Genomic DNA, 15,904 nt, shown 5'->3' with positions numbered 1-15,904 from the left:
CGCAGTCTCGGGCGACCGGGTGGCCGCCGCATGAACAGGGGATGGTCTGCCGTCGCCGTCCCGGCTGCTGGTCACATCGAAAGGTGTCACAAGATCGGCACGATACGGCACGTAGGATTGCCGCCCATGGCGACCGTTCTGGTGACCGGCTCGACGACCGGACTGGGCGCGGAGGCGGCCCGGCTGCTGAGCGCGCGGGGGCATCGAGTGGTGTGGCACGCGCGCACCGCACCGCGGGCGGCGGGCCTGCCCGGAACGGCCGACGCGATCGTCGGCGACCTCGCCTCACTGGCGCAGACCCGGGACCTGGCCGACCAGGCCAAGCAGTACGGACCGTTCGACGCGATCATCCACAACGCCGGGATCAGCGAGCCCGGTGGACGGGTGGTCACCGAGGACGGCCTGGAGCAGACGTTCCAGGTCAACGTGCTGGCACCGTACGTGCTGACCGCGCTCGTCCCGCTGCCCGGCCGGTTGATCTACCTCACCTCGGGGATGGCCGACGGCGGCACCATCGCGCTGGACGACCTGCAACGCGAGCGCCGCCGGTGGAACGCGACCGCCGCGTACTGCGACTCCAAACTGGCCGATCTCGCCCTGTCGTACGCGGTCGCCCGGCGCTGCCCCCAGGTGATCAGCAACGCGGTCTGCCCGGGCTGGGTGCGCACCCGGATGGGCGGCTCCAGCGCGCCGACCGACGTGCGTACCGGTGCGGAGACCCAGGCGTGGCTGGCCGTGTCGGACGACGAGCGGGCCCTGCGGACGGGCGGCTACTGGCGGCACATGCAACCGCTGCCGGCCCTGCCCGGCGCCACCGATCCGCGGGTGCAGGACGGCCTGATCGCCGCGTGCGCCGAGCTCAGCGGGGTGCCGTTTCCGCACTGACGCGGGCCCGAGGCCGCGCACTGAACGCATTGCTGCGTCTGTTTCGCCGACTTGACGAAGCCCCGCGCCGAACTGCGCCGGGCCCGGTCCGGCCCTGCCGGGCTCGTTGACGCTCTCCGTGACCGGCCGTGAGACTTCTAGATCACGCCGGTCTGTTTTCTCCGGCGGGCGATGCCGCACAGCGTTTTCGAAACACCGGGAGCACCCATGGCAAGAGCGTCAGCATGACGCGCTCGACATTGATTCGGCGCGAAGGAGTGCCCATGCGGGTCGACAAACGGATGGTCGACACCGTCACCGTCGTGAGTCTGACCGGGGACTTGGACGCCCGGTCAGCGCCCGTTGCCCAGCAGGAGTTGTCCGACCTCATCCCCGACGGGACGCCGGTACTGCTCGACATGAGCGGTGTCGGATACGTGTCCAGCGCAGGTCTGCGGATGATGTTGATGGCCTATCGCCGAGCACAGCAGTCGGGTACGGCGATCGGCCTGGTGGGTGTTCCCGAAACCCTGCGCACCATTTTGTCCGCCACCGGGTTTCTCCGATTCTTCACGGTGGCGGAAACGATTCCGGAGGCGATTTCCGCTCTGGAATCCGACTAGGCCCCCGGCAGCCGCCGGCGACCAGTGAAAAGGGAGATCGAGATGCCACTGACCACCACGTCCACCTCGACCACCGACTCCGTCGTGATCACCCTCGTTGGGGACCTCGACGCGGCCGGGGCGCCGATCCTTGCCGACGATGTGGAGCGGGCGCTGCAGCGGGACGTGAAGCGCCTGGTGCTGGACCTGAACGAGCTCAACTACCTGTCGTCGGCCGGCCTGCGCCAGCTCGTGTACGCCCAGCAGAAGATGAACGACGACGTGCAGATCGTGCTGGTCGGCGCGAACGCCCGGGTGACCCAGACGATCCGCCTGGTCGGCTTCGACCAGAGCGTCGTCATGACCGACCAGCTGCCGGAGTAAGCACCGGTGCGAACCCTGACAGTGCCCGCCGTCACCGATTCCCTCACGGCGGTCAACGAGCTGCTGGCGGATCTGATCGGGGCGGCGGGCATGTCGGAGGACACGGCGTACCGGCTGCGGCTGGCGACCGAGGAACTGTTCGTCAACATCGTCCGGCACGGGTACGGGCCGGACGACGCCGACGGCCGGGTCACCATCGAGGCTGACCTGACCGCCGCCGAGGTGTGGGTACGCCTGATCGACACCGCGCCGCCGTTCGATCCGTTCGGGGCGCCGGAGCCGACCGGGCTGGACCTTCCGCTGCAGGACCGGGAGCCGGGTTCGCTCGGCCTTTACCTGACCAGACACTCCGTCGACGCGGCCGCACACGAGTACGTCGACGGAGCCAACCGAACCACCGTCGTCTTTCGACGGGAAACGGAAACACAACGGGGATAGGCGACATGGCCGGAACAACAATGATCGTGAACGGATGCAGCTCGTCGGCCCGCGACCTGTGGCGGGTCCTGGCCGACGACGGCGATCCACCGCAGATCCGAACGCCACAGTCTGTTCTGGCCGACTGGTGGCCGACCGACGGCACGCCCGACATGCTGCTGGTCGACGCCGGGGTCGCCGTCGCCACGGTCCGCTCGTTCGTGGAGCGGATCGTGGCGACGGAGGGCCACGCGCCGGCGGTGGTGTCGTTCGCCGACACCGACGACGAGCACCTGGCGGCCCACGTCCGCGACGGTTCCGAGTTCCTGCTGGCGCCGTTCCGGCCGCACCTGGTGCAGAGCCGCCTCGCGGTCAGCCGCCACACGCGGGACCTGGGCGTCGCGCTCAGCCACCTGCAGACCGCCGCGGAGCACCGCGACTTCGAACGCGACCTGGCGATCGGCCGGGAGATCCAGCTCGGGTTCCTGCCGCAGGCGCTGCCCGAGATCGAGGGCTGGGACATCGCCGCCTGGTTCCAGCCGGCGCGCGAGGTCAGCGGCGACTTCTACGACGCGTACGACGTGATCAACGGTCGTTTCCTGGCGTTCGCCATCGCGGACGTGTGCGACAAGGGCATCGGCGCGGCGCTGTTCATGGCGCTGATCCGCAGCCTGCTGCGGCAGGCCGCGGCGGCCGAGCAGTCCGACGTCGAGGACAGCACCGCCCTGGTGCTGCGCGCGGTCCGCACGACCAACGACTACCTGATGGCGAACCACATGCATCAGGCGTACTTCGCCACGCTGTTCTTCGGGGTGGTCGACCCGCGCGGCGGAGACCTCGTCTACATCAACTGCGGCCACAACCCGCCGGTGATCCGGCGCGCCGACGGGACTCAGCAGCGCCTGGAGCCGACCGGCCCGGCGCTGGGCATCATGCCGGACGCGCGCTTCGAACTGGGCCGGGCCGAGCTGGGGCCGGGCGACCTGCTGTTCCTCTACACCGACGGGGTGCCGGAGGCCAAGAACTGTGACGGTGAGTTCTTCGGCGACGAGCGGTGCAGCGCGGTGCTCGTCGAGGGTGGCACCGCCGAGGACGTGGTCGACCGGTTCGCCACGGCGATCCGTACCCACTCGGGGGCGGCCGACCAGTTCGACGACGTCACCATGCTCGGCCTGCGCCGGCAGCCAATCTACGGGGAGCCGATATGAGAGTCCTGTTGCTGTCCTGGGAATACCCACCGCTGATGGTGGGCGGCCTCGGACGCCACGTGTACGCCCTGTCCCGGGCGCTGGCGGCGGCCGACCACGAGGTCACGGTGGTGACCCGGGCGCCCGGTGGCAGCGCGGCGACCACGGTCGAACGGGACGGGCCGCTGACGATCGTCCGGGTCTCCGATGACGCACCGCTGACGCCCGGCGGGGAGCACGCCCCGTTCGCCGCGGCGCTGGCGGTCAACCACGCGCTGACCCGGGCGGCCCTGAAGGTCGCCCGGTCGGCCGCGTTCGACGTGGTGCACGCGCACGACTGGCTGGTCGCGCACAGCGCGGTGACGGTCCGCGAACAGGTCGGCATCCCGCTGGTCACGACGGTGCACGCCACCGAGGCGGGCCGCCACCAGGGCTGGTTGCCGGGCGACCTGAGCCGCTCCATCCACTCCGTGGAGTGCTGGCTGGCCAACCAGTCCGACCGGGTGGTGGTCTGCTCGCACTACATGCGGTGGGAGGTCCACCAGGCGCTGGGCACCCCGGCCGAGCGGATCCACGTGATCCCGAACGGCGCCGAGCCGGACCAGTGGGCGGCCGAGGCGGACCGGATCGCGCGGGCCCGGATGCGGTTCGCCGGTTCCGGCCCGCTGCTCGGCTTCGCGGGCCGCCTGGTGTATGAGAAGGGCGTCCAGGACCTGATCGCCGCGCTGCCCACGCTGCGCGGGCAGCATCCGGGCCTGCGTCTGGTCATCGCCGGTGACGGCCCGTACGCGGGCGAGCTGCGGCAGCAGACCGACGCGCTGCACCTGCACGATGCGGTCTCCTTCGCCGGTTTCCTCGACGGTGACCTGGCGGCCACCATGGCCGCCACCGACGCGATGGTGGTGCCTTCGCGGTACGAGCCGTTCGGCATGGTCGCGATCGAGGCGTCCGCGGCGGGCGCTCCGGTCGCGGCGGCGGCCACGGGCGGCCTGAAGGAGATCGTCGAGCCGGGCCGGACCGGCATGACGTTCCGCCCGGGCGAGCCGGAGGGGCTGGGCCGGGCGGTGTCCCGGCTGCTGGCCGACCGGTCGACGGCGGCCTGGATGGTCCGCACCGCGCAGCGGATGGTCGCCGACAAATACTCCTGGGCCGCCATCGCGAACCGCACCGTCGAGCAGTACGCCCGGGCGCGGCGCGACCCCCGTGCGGACGGTATGGCCGAGCGGATCGCGCTGCCCGAAGGCAATCTGCTCTTCACCTGACCTGCTGCACGACAAGACCGCCCCCACGCGGAAGAGCGGGGCACCGGATCTCTCCGGTGCCCCGCTCTGTGGTGCGTGTCGCCGTCAGCCCGGCAGTTGGTCGCCGAACTCGAGGCTGTAGTGGAAGCCGACCAGACGGATCGTGCGCTGGATGGCCTCGTTCGCGCCGACCAGCGAGATCTTGACCCCGGCGGGCCACTTCTGCCGCAGGTACGCGATCAGTCGCAGCCCGCCCGAGGACAGGTAGTTCACGTCCGTCATGTCCAGCACCACGGTGTCGACCCTGCGCTGTGCGGCAAGGTCGACCTCGCGGCGGAAGTCCGGCCCGCTGAGCGTGTCGAACATCCCGCCCAGAGTTATCAGCGCGATCGTGCCGGTATGTTTCACCCGCGCGGTGAATCCCACAACCTGTCTCCTCCCCCGTGAGCACGATCCCCGTAAGGATCGATGCAGGCCGATTTATCTTACTGTGGGCGTGCCACCAGGATGACGGAGGACCGCGGTCCCACCCAGACCGACCGCTGGTTGTCCACCGGCGGCTCGAATCCGGGATGGATGGCGCCACCGGAGCTGAGCGAGCCCGCCCAGGTGTCGGCGAACAGGTGCCACCGCAGACCCTCGGGCAGCGCCGGCAGCTCCACGTCGTGACCCTCCCAGTGCGCGTTCGCGACCTGGTAGATGAAGTCCGACGCGCCGTCCGCACCCGGCCCGGTACGCAGCACGCCGAGCAGCCGGCTGTCCTGCGACCAGTCCGCGTCCCACGCCCGCACCCCGTGCCAGCTGACGTCCGGGTACCCGGTGCCGGTCACGTCCTGGCCGGTCGGGTGCAGCGGCGAGCGCAGCAGCGGGTGCGCCGCCCGGAACGCGATGCAGTTGCGGACGAAGTCGAGCAGCTCGCTGTTCTTCTCGACCAGCGACCAGTCGAACCAGCTGATCGCGTTGTCGTGGCAGTACGCGTTGTTGTTGCCGCCCTGGCTACGGGCCACCTCGTCGCCGGAGTAGATCATCGGAACGCCGTGGCTGGTGAGCAACAACAGGAACGCGTTCTTCATCTGCCGCAACCGCAGCGCGAGCACCTCGGCGTCGTCTGTCGGCCCCTCGATGCCGCAGTTCCAGCTTCCGTTGTCGTCGTTGCCGTCCCGGTTGTCCTCGCCGTTGGCCTCGTTGTGCTTGCCGTTGTACGACACCATGTCGTTCAACGTGAACCCGTCGTGGCACGTGATGAAGTTGATCGACGCCATGGTGCCCCGGGTCGAGTACAGGTCGGGCGAGCCGACGATCCGGGTGGCCAGGTCGCCGATCGTGCCCGGCTCCCCGCGCAGGAAGTTGCGGACCGTGTCCCGGTACTTGCCGTTCCACTCCGACCAGCGGCCGTAGTTCGGGAACGCCCCGACCTGGTAGAGGCCGCCCGCGTCCCACGCCTCCGCGATCAGCACGCAGTCGCGCAGCAGCGGGTCGTACGACAGCGCCTCCAGCAGCGGCGGGTTCGCCAGCGGGGCGCCGTCCTCGCCGCGGTCCAGGATGGCCGCGAGGTCGAAGCGGAACCCGTCGATGTGGAACTCGCTGGCCCAGTACCGCAGGCAGGACAGCACGTAGTTGCGGACGATCGGGTGGTTGCAGTTGAACGTGTTGCCGGTGCCGCTGAAGTTGAAGTAGTACCCCTCGGGCGTGAGGATGTAGTACGTCCGGTTGTCCAGGCCCCGGAAGTGGATCGTCGGGCCTTCCTCGTTGCCCTCGGCGGTGTGGTTGAACACCACGTCGAGCAGCACCTGGATGCCGGCGGCGTGCAGCTCCTTCACCAGGTTCTTGAACTCGTCGACCTGCATGCCGAACGGGCCGGTGGCGGCGTACCCGGCCTTGGGCGCGAAGAAGCCCACGGTCGAGTAGCCCCAGTAGTTGACCAGCATCTCGCCGGTGGCCGGGTCGATCCGGCTGTTCTCGAACTCGTCGAACTCGAAGACCGGCATCAGCTCGACGCAGTTGACCCCGAGCGACTTCAGATACGGGATCTTCTCCACCAGGCCCGCGTACGTGCCCGGCGCGGACACCTCCGAGGAGGGGTCCCGGGTGAAGCCGCGCACGTGCATCTCGTAGACGACCAGGTCCTCGTTCGGGATGCGCAGCGGCCGGTCGTCGTCCCAGTCGAAGTCGTCGAAGGCCAGCTTGGACCGGTACTGGTACGGGTCGTTCCAGTCCGGCTGCCGCCCCCAGACCTCCCGGCCGGACATCGCCCGCGCGTACGGATCGGCCAGGATCTTCTCCGGGTCGAACCGGTCCGCGATGTGCGCGTTCCTCGGCCCGCGCACCCGGTAGCCGTAGTCGAGGTTCTCGTAGTCCAGGCCGAACACGGTGATCGCCCAGACCCCGCCGATGCGGAACTCGTGCGGGATTTCGATCTCGGCCAGCGGGGTGTGCTCGCCCGATCGGAACAGCACCAGCGAGACCGCCTCGGCCGCGCTGGAGTAGACGGAGAAGTTCACCCCGCCCGGCACCAGCGTCGCCCCGAACGGCATGTGCCGCCCGAGGCGGACGCCGTATCCGGCGATCTGGTGGGTGGGGTACGAGTCGATCCGGTCACGGACGACGTGCACGGGGGCGGTCATGAGGCCACCTTCTCTTCGATCTTCTGGTCGCTGTCGTCGGCGGCCTCCTGCAGAACCGCCACTCCGTCCTCCACGTCGTCGGCGACGAGGAAGAACCGGAGGAAGCCGGTCGCCCGCAGGGCCAGGTGCAGTTCGCCGGTGACCCCGACGACGCAGACCTTGCCGTCGAGCGCCTGCGCCTGGCGGTAGATCGCCAGCATGGTGCGCAGACCGTCCTGCGCGACGTGCGGAACCCCGGAGAAGTCCAGCAGGACCGGCTGCCGGTCGAGCAGGATCTCCACGATGCCGTCGTGCACTTCTTGTGCGTATGCGCCGTCCAGCGTCCCGACGAGGCGGGCCACCGTGACGTCGCTGACGTTGTCCTTGGTGATGTGCATGTCCGTCCTTTCGCGCATTCCAGGCGAACCGGCGACGGCCACCGGACCCGGCCGGGACGGCACGGGCCCGGTGGCGGTCACCGGGGTGCGAGGTGGTCAGGCGGTCGGGGTGAGCCGGACCTTGACGGTGAGCGAGCTCTGCGACTCGGGCAGGTCGACAGTCATCGCGATCGGGTCGAAGGTCTCCCACGGCTTGCCGTCGATCTCGACGTCGGTGAGCCGGACCCGGCCCTCGGGCAGCAGGTCGGGCGCGACGCGCAGGGTACGGTTCGCGTCCGGCCGCGGCTTGAACCACAGGTCCAGCGGCTGCTTGGTGATCAGCAGGTTGGTGTAGACGGCGCTGAGGTAGCACAGCTCCGCCGAGTGGTACATGCTCATCGAGTGGCTGCCCTTGAGCCGCTCCGTGCCCAGCAGGTACGGCATGCCGCTGGCCAGCACGTTGAAGTAGACCGCACCCTCGTCGTGGTCCAGGAAGAAGGTGTTGTAGAACGCCTCCGCCTGCCGCGCCTGGGCCTGGTTGGCGTCGCCACCGATCGAACCGAACAGGATCAGGTACGCCAGGATGGCCTGCTCCTGCTGCCACCACGCCTTACGGTCGTGCCACGCGAACCGGTGCCACTCCTCGCCCGGCTGCAGCACCCGCTCGACCACGTCGTACCAGCCGCCGCGCTGCTGGTCGGAACCCTTGGCCGGCATGATCTCCGCGATCTTCTCGGCCACCTGGCGGTAGGTGTCCTTGGGCTTGATCGCGTGCATCCGCATGAGGTTCCAGGCGATCTTCAGGTTGTGGCCGACCACGGCCCGGTTCTGCTGCCAGGTGTGGCCGAGGTCGTGCGTCCAGTCGTGGAAGAACCGCTCGTTGACGAACGGGCTGACCTCGTAGTCCGGGAAGTGGTCCACGATCGTGTCGAACGTGCGCTCCAGCATCTCCGCGTGCCGCTGCTCGCCCGTGGCCAGCAGCAGGTTGATCAGGTACGCGGGGGCGTGGTCGCCGACCGAGTTCCAGTTCTTGCGGGACTTGTTGAACTTCAGCGACTCGTGGTGCGGGCTGAGCAGCACCGGGTCGATGTGCGAGTAGTAGCCGCCGCCCGCGGTGTCCCGGTAGTACTTCTCGAACAGCCGCAGCGTGGCGTCCGCGTCGTCGGAGATCCGCGGGTCGCCGGTGACCCGGAACGTCTGGGTCGGCCCGGCCAGCGCGTAGATCTGCTCGTACATCGGGACGGCGTCGTAGTCGTCGTCGAACTCCGAGGTGAACAGCTTGCGCTCGTAGTCACCGTCGAGCTTGATCCCGTGGTACCAGTAGACGACGTCCGCGTCGGTGTCCACGAAGCGCATGTGGTCGCGCAGGTACTCGGTGCCCTTCTCGGCGATCTCGAGGTATTCCTCGTTGCCGGTCAGCATGTACGCCGACGCCATTCCGTAGACCATTCTCGAAATGGTGTCGGTTTCCTGCACGTGGCTGTCGGTCTTCTCGCCACCGAGCCGGATGTTCGTCCGGTAGTTCTTGTAGTCGATCGGGTCGTGGCCGAACTGCGCCTTGCGGTAGAAGCCGGCCAGGGAGTCGATCTGGTTGATCCACCAGTTCGGTCGCTCGAAGTTGTAGTCGTCGACGCTGCGGCCCATGAAGACCAGCCGCTTCGCCACGTAGTTGTACGCGCCGCCCTCGGGGTAGAACACGCCGTAGGCGAACAGCGGCCGACCGGGCGTGAGCATGTCGTCCACGTGCCCGCTGGCGTCCGCGTACGGCTCGTCGAGGTTGCGCAGGAGCTCGGCGGACATGCCGTCGGACAGCCGTACGTCGAAGCGCCGTCCGTCGATGGTCCGCAGCCCGAAGACCCCCTTCCCGCGGTCGTATTCGGTCACGCTTCCCGCAATGGTGTCCATGAAAGGAAAGCGCATGTCTTCGGTCATGATCGACCCTCCCTGAGGCAGCAAGCAGACGTGGCGGCCTTGCCGGATTTGGCGAACGGTAGGGATGTATCGTCGCCAGCGGCGTTCGCATGCGTCAACGGCGTTCGATGTGGACGGTCCTGCGCCGCGTGATCGGCGGACCATTTTCGTCAAGTCCGCCGCGCAGTTCGCGTTCTCCTCGGCCACATTTCTACGGGCCGCATCCGACGGCGTCCGGCGCGCACTGCAAGCGAAAGGGAAAGCGGGCCGCGGCACGGAGGCCGCGACCCGCTTCGGGGGAGCCGGTCGGTCAGGCGCTGGACGTCCGAGCGAGCACCAGCAGATCCACGAGGGTGAACTCCGGCCCGGCGCCGGGCAGCGTGGGACGCCAGTCCGGGTCGGCGGTCAGGTAGGCGTCGGTGTCGGCGCGCAGGAGTCCGATGAGGACCTCGGCGACGATCCGGCCGCCGACCGGGCCGAGCCGGTCCCCGCCGGCCCGGTGCTGGGCCTCCTTGAGGACGTACAGCCAGAGCGGGGTGGCACCGGCCCACTCCGGTCCGGCCTCGTCCCGGCTCAGCGGGCGTTCGCCGAGCAGCTCGGCGACCGCCTCACCGGAGGGCAGTGCGGTGGCCTGCCCGCGCAGCAGGTCGCGGACCGCCAGCGAACGGTACGCGTCCACCGGAACGTCGCCGGTCACCTCGCGGGGCAGAGCGATCAGACTGGCCGGCAGTCCGCCGTCCAGGCGCTTGGCGCGCTGCGCGGGCGGCTCGCCGGGCAGGTCGAACACCTGCGCCCAGTCCAGCCGATGCTCGGGCGGGATCGGCCCGTGCCCGAACAGATCGGGGAACAGCGGATAGAACGTCCCGCCCGGCTGCATCCGGTAGCGGTGCCGGATCTGGCCGTGGCCGTACCGGTAGGCCGCATCGGCGAACTCCAGCGGGATGTACGCCTCTCCCACGCCCGGCGAGAAGTAGCGCGGGCCCTTGTCGACGATCTCCTGGACCAGTTCGGGGCCGACCAGGCGGGGCAGGAAGTCGTGCACCACGATCCACTGGTAGTGCCAGGTCAGGGAGCGACGCGCCTCCTCGAAGAGATCGTCCTCGCCCACCCCGTCCTCGCGGAGCCGGTCCACCAGCCGGTTGTGCGCGTGCAGGAACGCCAGGTGCAGGTGGGCCACGAACGTGTGCACATCGTTGCGCGGGTCGCCGATCAGCGCGGTGCCCTGCCAGTTGCGCGGCAGGTCGTAACCGTCGGCGCTGGTGAGCAGCTTCGCCGTGTCCTGGGCGTCGTAGAGGAACGGGGTGCCGACCGGGCCCTCGGCATGCACCATCTCCAGGTTCAGCCGGGGTGAGCGGGCGTTGCGCAACGCGACCACGTCGGCCTGCACCCCGACCGGCGAACGGTCGGCGGTGATGTCGTGCGCGACGAACTGCCCGAAGAACGGCCAGCCGGCCGCCTCGTGGGCGTCGTCGGCGGAGTGCCCGCTGAGCATTCCCCGGGTCGGGAAGTGCGAGGCGTCGCAGATGCCGCCGGGGGTGCCCGCCGCGTACAGCGCGTCCGGGTCGGCGGCCAGCGGGGCCAGGCCGGGGAAGAGCCGGCCGTAGCGGGCGCCCGCGGACGGTGCGTCGACCAGGCGCCCCGGCGCGAGGCAGTGGTCGCGGACCGTACGGCGCTGCGCCGCCGCCTCGGACGCGGTAGCCGTCACGCGAGCTCCTCCGGAAGCAGGAACAGCGAGTCGGGGTAGCACCAGCCCCAGTCCTCGCCCGGCTCCATGGAGCGGACCAGCGGGTGCTGGGTCTTGCGCCAGTGCGCGGTGGCGTGCCGGCGCGGGGAGTTGTCGCAGCAGCCGACGTGGCCGCAGTTCAGGCACTCGCGCAGGTGCACCCAGCGGGTGCCCTCGCGCAGGCAGTCCTCGCAGCCGTAGCTGGTGCTGGGGGTCACCTCGCCCAGGCCCTCCAGGTGCGTGCAGGACTTGTCGGTCGGGTTGCCCTCGGCATCCCCGACCACGATCCAGGTGGTCATCTCGACGGGTCCTCTCGCGCGGCGGTCAGTCGGCCTTGAGCTCGGGTGGGTACAGGAAGTAGTTTGCCGCCGACGCGGCCTGGGCGCCCTCGTGCACGGCCGCGGTCACCTGATGCGAGTGCAGCGCGGTGACGTCGCCCGCGGCGTACACGCCCGGCACCGAGGTCTTCTGTTCCGTGTCCACCTCGATCCAGCCGCTGGGGGCGAGGCGCACCCCGAGCTGCTGGGCGAGCCTGGTCTCCGGGGTCGCGCCCTGGATGCTGAACAGCGAGTCCAGCTCGATGCGCAGGCCGCCGCGGGTGTTGACCGCGGTCATCATCCCGTCGGCGCCCTCGACCTCGTGGATGTGGTCGTCGATCACCGGGATGTTCGCGTTGTCGAGCCGCTTGCGGAACTTGGAACTGATCTCGTCGGAGTGGCTGTTGGTCAGCAGCTGCACCCGGTCGGTCAGGCTGTGCAGTTGCATCGCCTCGCCCGCGGCGGCGTCGGTGTGCCCGACGACCAGGATGTTGCGCCCGCGGTTCTCGTAGCCGTCGCAGGTGATGCACCAGAACATGCTCCGGCCGACGTACGACTCCCAGCCGGGGAAGTGGGGGAAGTGGTCGAGCACGCCGGTGGCCAGCACGACGACGCGGCCGTGCCACCGGTGGTCACCTTGGCCCTGCGCGGTGAACCCGGACTCGCCGTCGCCGGTGATCTCGCTGATCACGTGGTGCACGATCGTGATCTGCTCGTACGGGGCGAGCTGCTGCCGGGCCAACTCGCGCAGTCCGATCGTGGCGATGCCCTCCGGGAAGCCGAGGTAGTTGCGGTTCTTCTGATGGTGTGTCGAACGCCCGTGTCCGGTGTCGAACACCAGCACGGTGCGGTTGTAGCGGGCCAGGTAGAGCGCGGCCGACAGGCCGGCCGGGCCGCCGCCGACGACGATCGCGTCCGCGCTGGCGCCGGAGGCGGGCTCGTTGGTGGTCACAGGATTTTCCCTCCACAGTCACCGGGGCATCCCGGGTCCGGCCGGTCGGGACGGGGGGTCGCGGCTGTCCACGCGGGACGCGCGGGCGCGTGACCGCAGACTACGCATGGTGATAGGCCCCCGACCGAAAGCACCCGCCGAGCCTGACACACGCGCGCGCCGGTACCCGCCCGCCGGTCCCGCAATGCCGTACTGCGTCAAGTCGAGCGGCACAGTCCGTCAGGTCGAACATGCCTCGACACTGCCGATCAGCGCAAAGAATGCAGCATCCAGCGCCGTGGATGCGGTGAGGAATCCGTCCGAATACTGGTACGACCCCTGGTGGTAATTGATGTATCAAGCAAATTTACAAGCGACGTGAGAACGCTTTCAATAGCAGGAGAATTGTCATTTGCGGGTCCGCCCGATGGGTATATCGGTCGACCACACGGAGTCACGCCTGACCCGAACGGCCGATCCGATATTCATCCGAACGGGGGAGCCCGGAGCGGCTTGAGCGAGTCTCCAGCGCGCCTCCAGCAGTTCTCCAGCGCATCCTCCACGCGAGCGCGGGTGTGGCGTCCGTCACGCGAAATCCCTTGTGAGCACACGCGTTCGTCATCGTCAGGGCGCTTGCCACAACCACTGCCATCAGCGGCTCGTCGCCGAAGCCACCCAATCCGGACTCATGGGCCGAGACCACGCCGACCCTCTTTTCCTACCGCCATATACGCCGTATGTGAACGCACTGGGAACCGGTACCTGGGGGTAGCCCAAAAGAAAGGTCGGACTACGTCGAGTAGGCGATATCTCAACCACTTGCTTCAATCCATAATGGGAGCCGGTCTACAGAGGAGCGACGCATCACGGGGGGAGCACCAGGTGACTGAACCCACCACCACAAGATCACAGTGGAGCGAGGAGGACTTCCGCAGCTTCTGCACAGACGTGTTCGCCTCGCTCGGCCGGACGGACCAGCGCAACGCCGCGGAGACGTACCTGTACGGCCTGCTCAACTGCGCGGGCCGCAAGTCCATCCGCCGGCTCGTGGAGACCGCGCCCGGCCGCAGCGAACAGTCCCTGCAACAGTTCATCAACCAGAGCCCCTGGGACCCGGAGCCGATCCGGCGACGGCTCTTCGAACGCCTGGTCCAGCACCTCAAGCCGTCCGCATACGTGATCGAGGAGGTGCACTTCCCGAAGCACGGCCGCTACTCGGCCGCCGTCGAGCGGCAGTACGTGCACACGCTCGGCCGGGTCTGCAACTGCCAGCTGGCCATCACGGTCACCCTCACCGACGAGGACCTGACCGTGCCGATCAACTGGCGGCTGATGGTCCCGGAGGCGTGGGGGCGCGACGTCGAGCGCCGGACCCGGGCCCGCATGCCGGACCACGAGCTGCCCCGGCCGTACTGGCAGTACCAGGTCGAGGTGCTCGACGACATGGCGCTTGAGTGGGGACTGCCGTCGGCTCCGGTGGTCGTGGACACCGCGAACCGCACCAACATCGAGCCGTTCCTGGCCGGCCTCGAGCAACGTCGCCAGCAGTATCTGGTGCACGTCAGCCCCACCCAGCGGGTCTGGTACGAGACCCCCGGCAACCGCACCCCCCGGCCGCAGACGGCGAGCCTCGGCGACACGCAGACCCTGCCGTGGCACCTGACCGTCAGTGACCTGATCGCGCGCACCTGGAACCTGCCCCGCGAGACAGTCGAGTGGCGACACGAGGGCGCCACTGGCCTGCGCTCGCAGTTCCTGCAGCTACCCGTCCGGGCGACGCTGTCGGACGGGGTCGCCGGGCGGGCCCACGGTCCCGCTCCGCAGCGCACGCTGCTGTGCGAGTGGCCGCTCGGGAAGGCTCGGCCGCGCGGCTTCTGGCTCACCAACATGGTCGACCGCCCGCTGTCCGAGCTGGTGGCGCTCGCCAAGATCCGGTTGCATGCGGCGCCGCGCCTGGAAGCGTTCGCCGACCGGTACGGCCTGCGTGACTACGAGGGCCGCACGTTCGCGGGCTGGCACCACCACGTCGCCCTGTGCAGCGCGGCCTACACCTACGACGTGATCGCGGAACGGACCGGCACGAGATGCCCCGGCGGCGAGGACCGGCTGGAGTACGCCGCCTCCTGAGCTGCCACCAGGGCACTCGCGGCCGCTCGGCCGGGGTTGCAGCTCAGCAGCGCCAGGGCAGGGGCTGGCGCTGCTCGGTGACCGGGCATGCGCTACACAGCAACGCAGGGGCAGTCGTCACACGCCGACGGCGCCGGATCACCCGGATCCGGCGCCGTCGGCGTGAACCGCTGCCCGATCGTCAGGCGCGGTCGACGAAGTCGACGCGCTCGCCGACCGGGCCGTACGTGAACCCGCCCATCGAGGCGATGAAGTCGGCCGGGAAGCCCAGCTCGATCGCGCTCGCCTCGTCCAGCCGGCGGATCGCCTCCTCCGGCAGCTCCAGGTCGGCCGCGCCCAGGTTGTCGGCCAGCTGCTCCAGGCGGCGGGCGCCGAGCACCACGTGCAGGTTCGGGCGGCCGGCCATCGCCCAGGCCAGCGCCACCTGCGACGAGCTGGCGCCCAGCTCGTCCGCGACCGCGTCGACCGTCCGCGCGACCGCGAGCTCCCGCTCGCTGATGTCCTCGGCCCGGACCCGGGTGTGGGTCGTCGGGGTGGACCGGGTGAACTTGCCGGACAGCACGCCCCGGGCCAGCGGCGACCAGGCGGCCACGGACAGCCCCATCGCCTCGGCCATCGGCAGCAACTCCCGCTCCGCGTCCCGCTGCACCAGGCTGTACGGCAGCTGCACCCCGGCGAACGGGGTCCAGCCGCGCCAGTCGGCGAGGGTGTTGGCGCGGGAGATCACCCAGGCCGGGGTGTCCGAGATGCCCACGTAGAGGATCTTGCCGGCGCGGACGGCGTCGTCCAGCGCGCGCATCGTCTCCTCGATCGGCGTGGCCGGGTCCCAGATGTGCACCCAGAGCAGGTCGATCCGGTCGGTGGCCAGCCGGGTGAGGCTCGACTCGATCGCCCTGGTCAGGTTCTTGCGGTGGTTGCCGGACGCGTTCGGGTCGGTGCCGTCGGCGGAGAGCGTGTACTTCGTCGCCACGACCATCCGGTCCCGGTCCTGCTTGATCAGCTCACCGACGATGCGCTCGCTCTCGCCCTCGGTGTACTTGTCCGCGGTGTCGATGACGTTGCCGCCCGCCTCGACGAATGCCGTGTACAGCTTGCGGCATTCGTCGAGCGGCGCGCCCCAGCCCCAGTCCGTGCCGAAGGTCATCGTGCCGAGGAACATCTCGGACACCCGCAGACCGGTACGGCCTAGTGTGCGGTATCTCAACGTGGGTTCCCCCCGC

15 protein-coding genes are annotated in these 15,904 nt (G+C 69.5%); 7 read left to right on the top strand and 8 right to left on the bottom strand.

Features of this window, described 5'->3' with window-relative positions:
- Positions 1 to 126 precede the first annotated feature (126 nt).
- The 6 genes from ACMCNO_RS02810 (at position 127) to ACMCNO_RS02785 (ending at position 4,716) form a co-directional block, all read left to right on the top strand.
- Positions 127 to 885, top strand: coding sequence for an SDR family NAD(P)-dependent oxidoreductase (locus tag ACMCNO_RS02810; RefSeq protein ID WP_412747849.1), 759 nt, complete (start codon positions 127 to 129; stop codon positions 883 to 885).
- A 263-nt stretch (positions 886 to 1,148) separates the two neighbouring features.
- Entirely contained in the window at positions 1,149 to 1,487 is a 339-nt protein-coding gene (locus ACMCNO_RS02805; RefSeq protein WP_412747848.1) for an STAS domain-containing protein, read from the top strand.
- Between the two features lie 42 nt (positions 1,488 to 1,529).
- Positions 1,530 to 1,850: an STAS domain-containing protein gene (locus ACMCNO_RS02800; RefSeq protein ID WP_412747847.1), complete on the top strand. Its 321-nt coding sequence runs from the start codon at positions 1,530 to 1,532 to the stop codon at positions 1,848 to 1,850.
- A 6-nt stretch (positions 1,851 to 1,856) separates the two neighbouring features.
- On the top strand, positions 1,857 to 2,288 hold the full coding sequence (locus ACMCNO_RS02795; RefSeq protein WP_412747846.1) for an ATP-binding protein: 432 nt from the start codon (positions 1,857 to 1,859) through the stop codon (positions 2,286 to 2,288).
- A gap of 5 nt (positions 2,289 to 2,293) precedes the next feature.
- On the top strand, positions 2,294 to 3,475 hold the full coding sequence (locus ACMCNO_RS02790; protein WP_412747845.1) for a PP2C family protein-serine/threonine phosphatase: 1,182 nt from the start codon (positions 2,294 to 2,296) through the stop codon (positions 3,473 to 3,475).
- The gene (locus ACMCNO_RS02785; RefSeq protein WP_412747844.1) at positions 3,472 to 4,716 is read left to right on the top strand and encodes a glycosyltransferase family 4 protein; all 1,245 of its coding nucleotides are present in this window, start codon (positions 3,472 to 3,474) and stop codon (positions 4,714 to 4,716) included. Before ACMCNO_RS02790 ends, ACMCNO_RS02785 begins: the two co-directional genes overlap by 4 nt.
- Positions 4,717 to 4,800: 84 nt before the next feature.
- Here the strand turns inward: ACMCNO_RS02785 and ACMCNO_RS02780 are convergent, their stop codons facing one another.
- The 7 genes from ACMCNO_RS02780 to ACMCNO_RS02750 all read right to left on the bottom strand — a co-directional run bounded on the left by ACMCNO_RS02780 (position 4,801) and on the right by ACMCNO_RS02750 (position 12,578).
- A complete protein-coding gene (locus ACMCNO_RS02780) occupies positions 4,801 to 5,121 on the bottom strand; it encodes an STAS domain-containing protein (protein WP_412747843.1) in 321 nt (106 codons plus the stop codon).
- Between the two features lie 59 nt (positions 5,122 to 5,180).
- Positions 5,181 to 7,319, bottom strand: a complete 2,139-nt coding sequence (gene glgX, locus ACMCNO_RS02775) for a glycogen debranching protein GlgX (RefSeq protein ID WP_412747842.1) — start codon at positions 7,317 to 7,319, stop codon at positions 5,181 to 5,183.
- On the bottom strand, positions 7,316 to 7,696 hold the full coding sequence (locus ACMCNO_RS02770; RefSeq protein ID WP_412747841.1) for an STAS domain-containing protein: 381 nt from the start codon (positions 7,694 to 7,696) through the stop codon (positions 7,316 to 7,318). Before ACMCNO_RS02770 ends, glgX begins: the two co-directional genes overlap by 4 nt.
- A gap of 96 nt (positions 7,697 to 7,792) precedes the next feature.
- A complete protein-coding gene (locus ACMCNO_RS02765) occupies positions 7,793 to 9,559 on the bottom strand; it encodes an AGE family epimerase/isomerase (protein ID WP_412747840.1) in 1,767 nt (588 codons plus the stop codon).
- A gap of 337 nt (positions 9,560 to 9,896) precedes the next feature.
- Complete coding sequence (locus ACMCNO_RS02760; protein WP_412747839.1) at positions 9,897 to 11,291, bottom strand: peroxidase family protein; 1,395 nt, start codon at positions 11,289 to 11,291, stop codon at positions 9,897 to 9,899.
- A complete protein-coding gene (locus tag ACMCNO_RS02755; protein ID WP_412747838.1) occupies positions 11,288 to 11,608 on the bottom strand; it encodes a UBP-type zinc finger domain-containing protein in 321 nt (106 codons plus the stop codon). The genes ACMCNO_RS02760 and ACMCNO_RS02755 overlap by 4 nt, the downstream gene beginning before the upstream one ends.
- 25 nt (positions 11,609 to 11,633) lie before the next feature.
- The gene (locus tag ACMCNO_RS02750; protein WP_412747837.1) at positions 11,634 to 12,578 is read right to left on the bottom strand and encodes an NAD(P)/FAD-dependent oxidoreductase; all 945 of its coding nucleotides are present in this window, start codon (positions 12,576 to 12,578) and stop codon (positions 11,634 to 11,636) included.
- An 861-nt stretch (positions 12,579 to 13,439) separates the two neighbouring features.
- Between ACMCNO_RS02750 and ACMCNO_RS02745 the strand changes: the two genes are divergently transcribed.
- The gene (locus ACMCNO_RS02745) at positions 13,440 to 14,684 is read left to right on the top strand and encodes an IS701 family transposase (protein WP_412747836.1); all 1,245 of its coding nucleotides are present in this window, start codon (positions 13,440 to 13,442) and stop codon (positions 14,682 to 14,684) included.
- A 181-nt stretch (positions 14,685 to 14,865) separates the two neighbouring features.
- Here the strand turns inward: ACMCNO_RS02745 and ACMCNO_RS02740 are convergent, their stop codons facing one another.
- Positions 14,866 to 15,843 (bottom strand): aldo/keto reductase, encoded by a 978-nt coding sequence (locus ACMCNO_RS02740; RefSeq protein WP_412753590.1) that lies wholly within the window; start codon positions 15,841 to 15,843, stop codon positions 14,866 to 14,868.
- Positions 15,844 to 15,904: the final 61 nt, after the last annotated feature.

This window comes from Krasilnikovia sp. M28-CT-15 (assembly GCF_047159595.1).
Taxonomy (GTDB): Bacteria; Actinomycetota; Actinomycetes; order Mycobacteriales; family Micromonosporaceae; genus Actinoplanes.
Note: the sequence above shows the minus strand (reverse complement) of the source record. Positions and strands in the feature narration are given on the sequence as shown.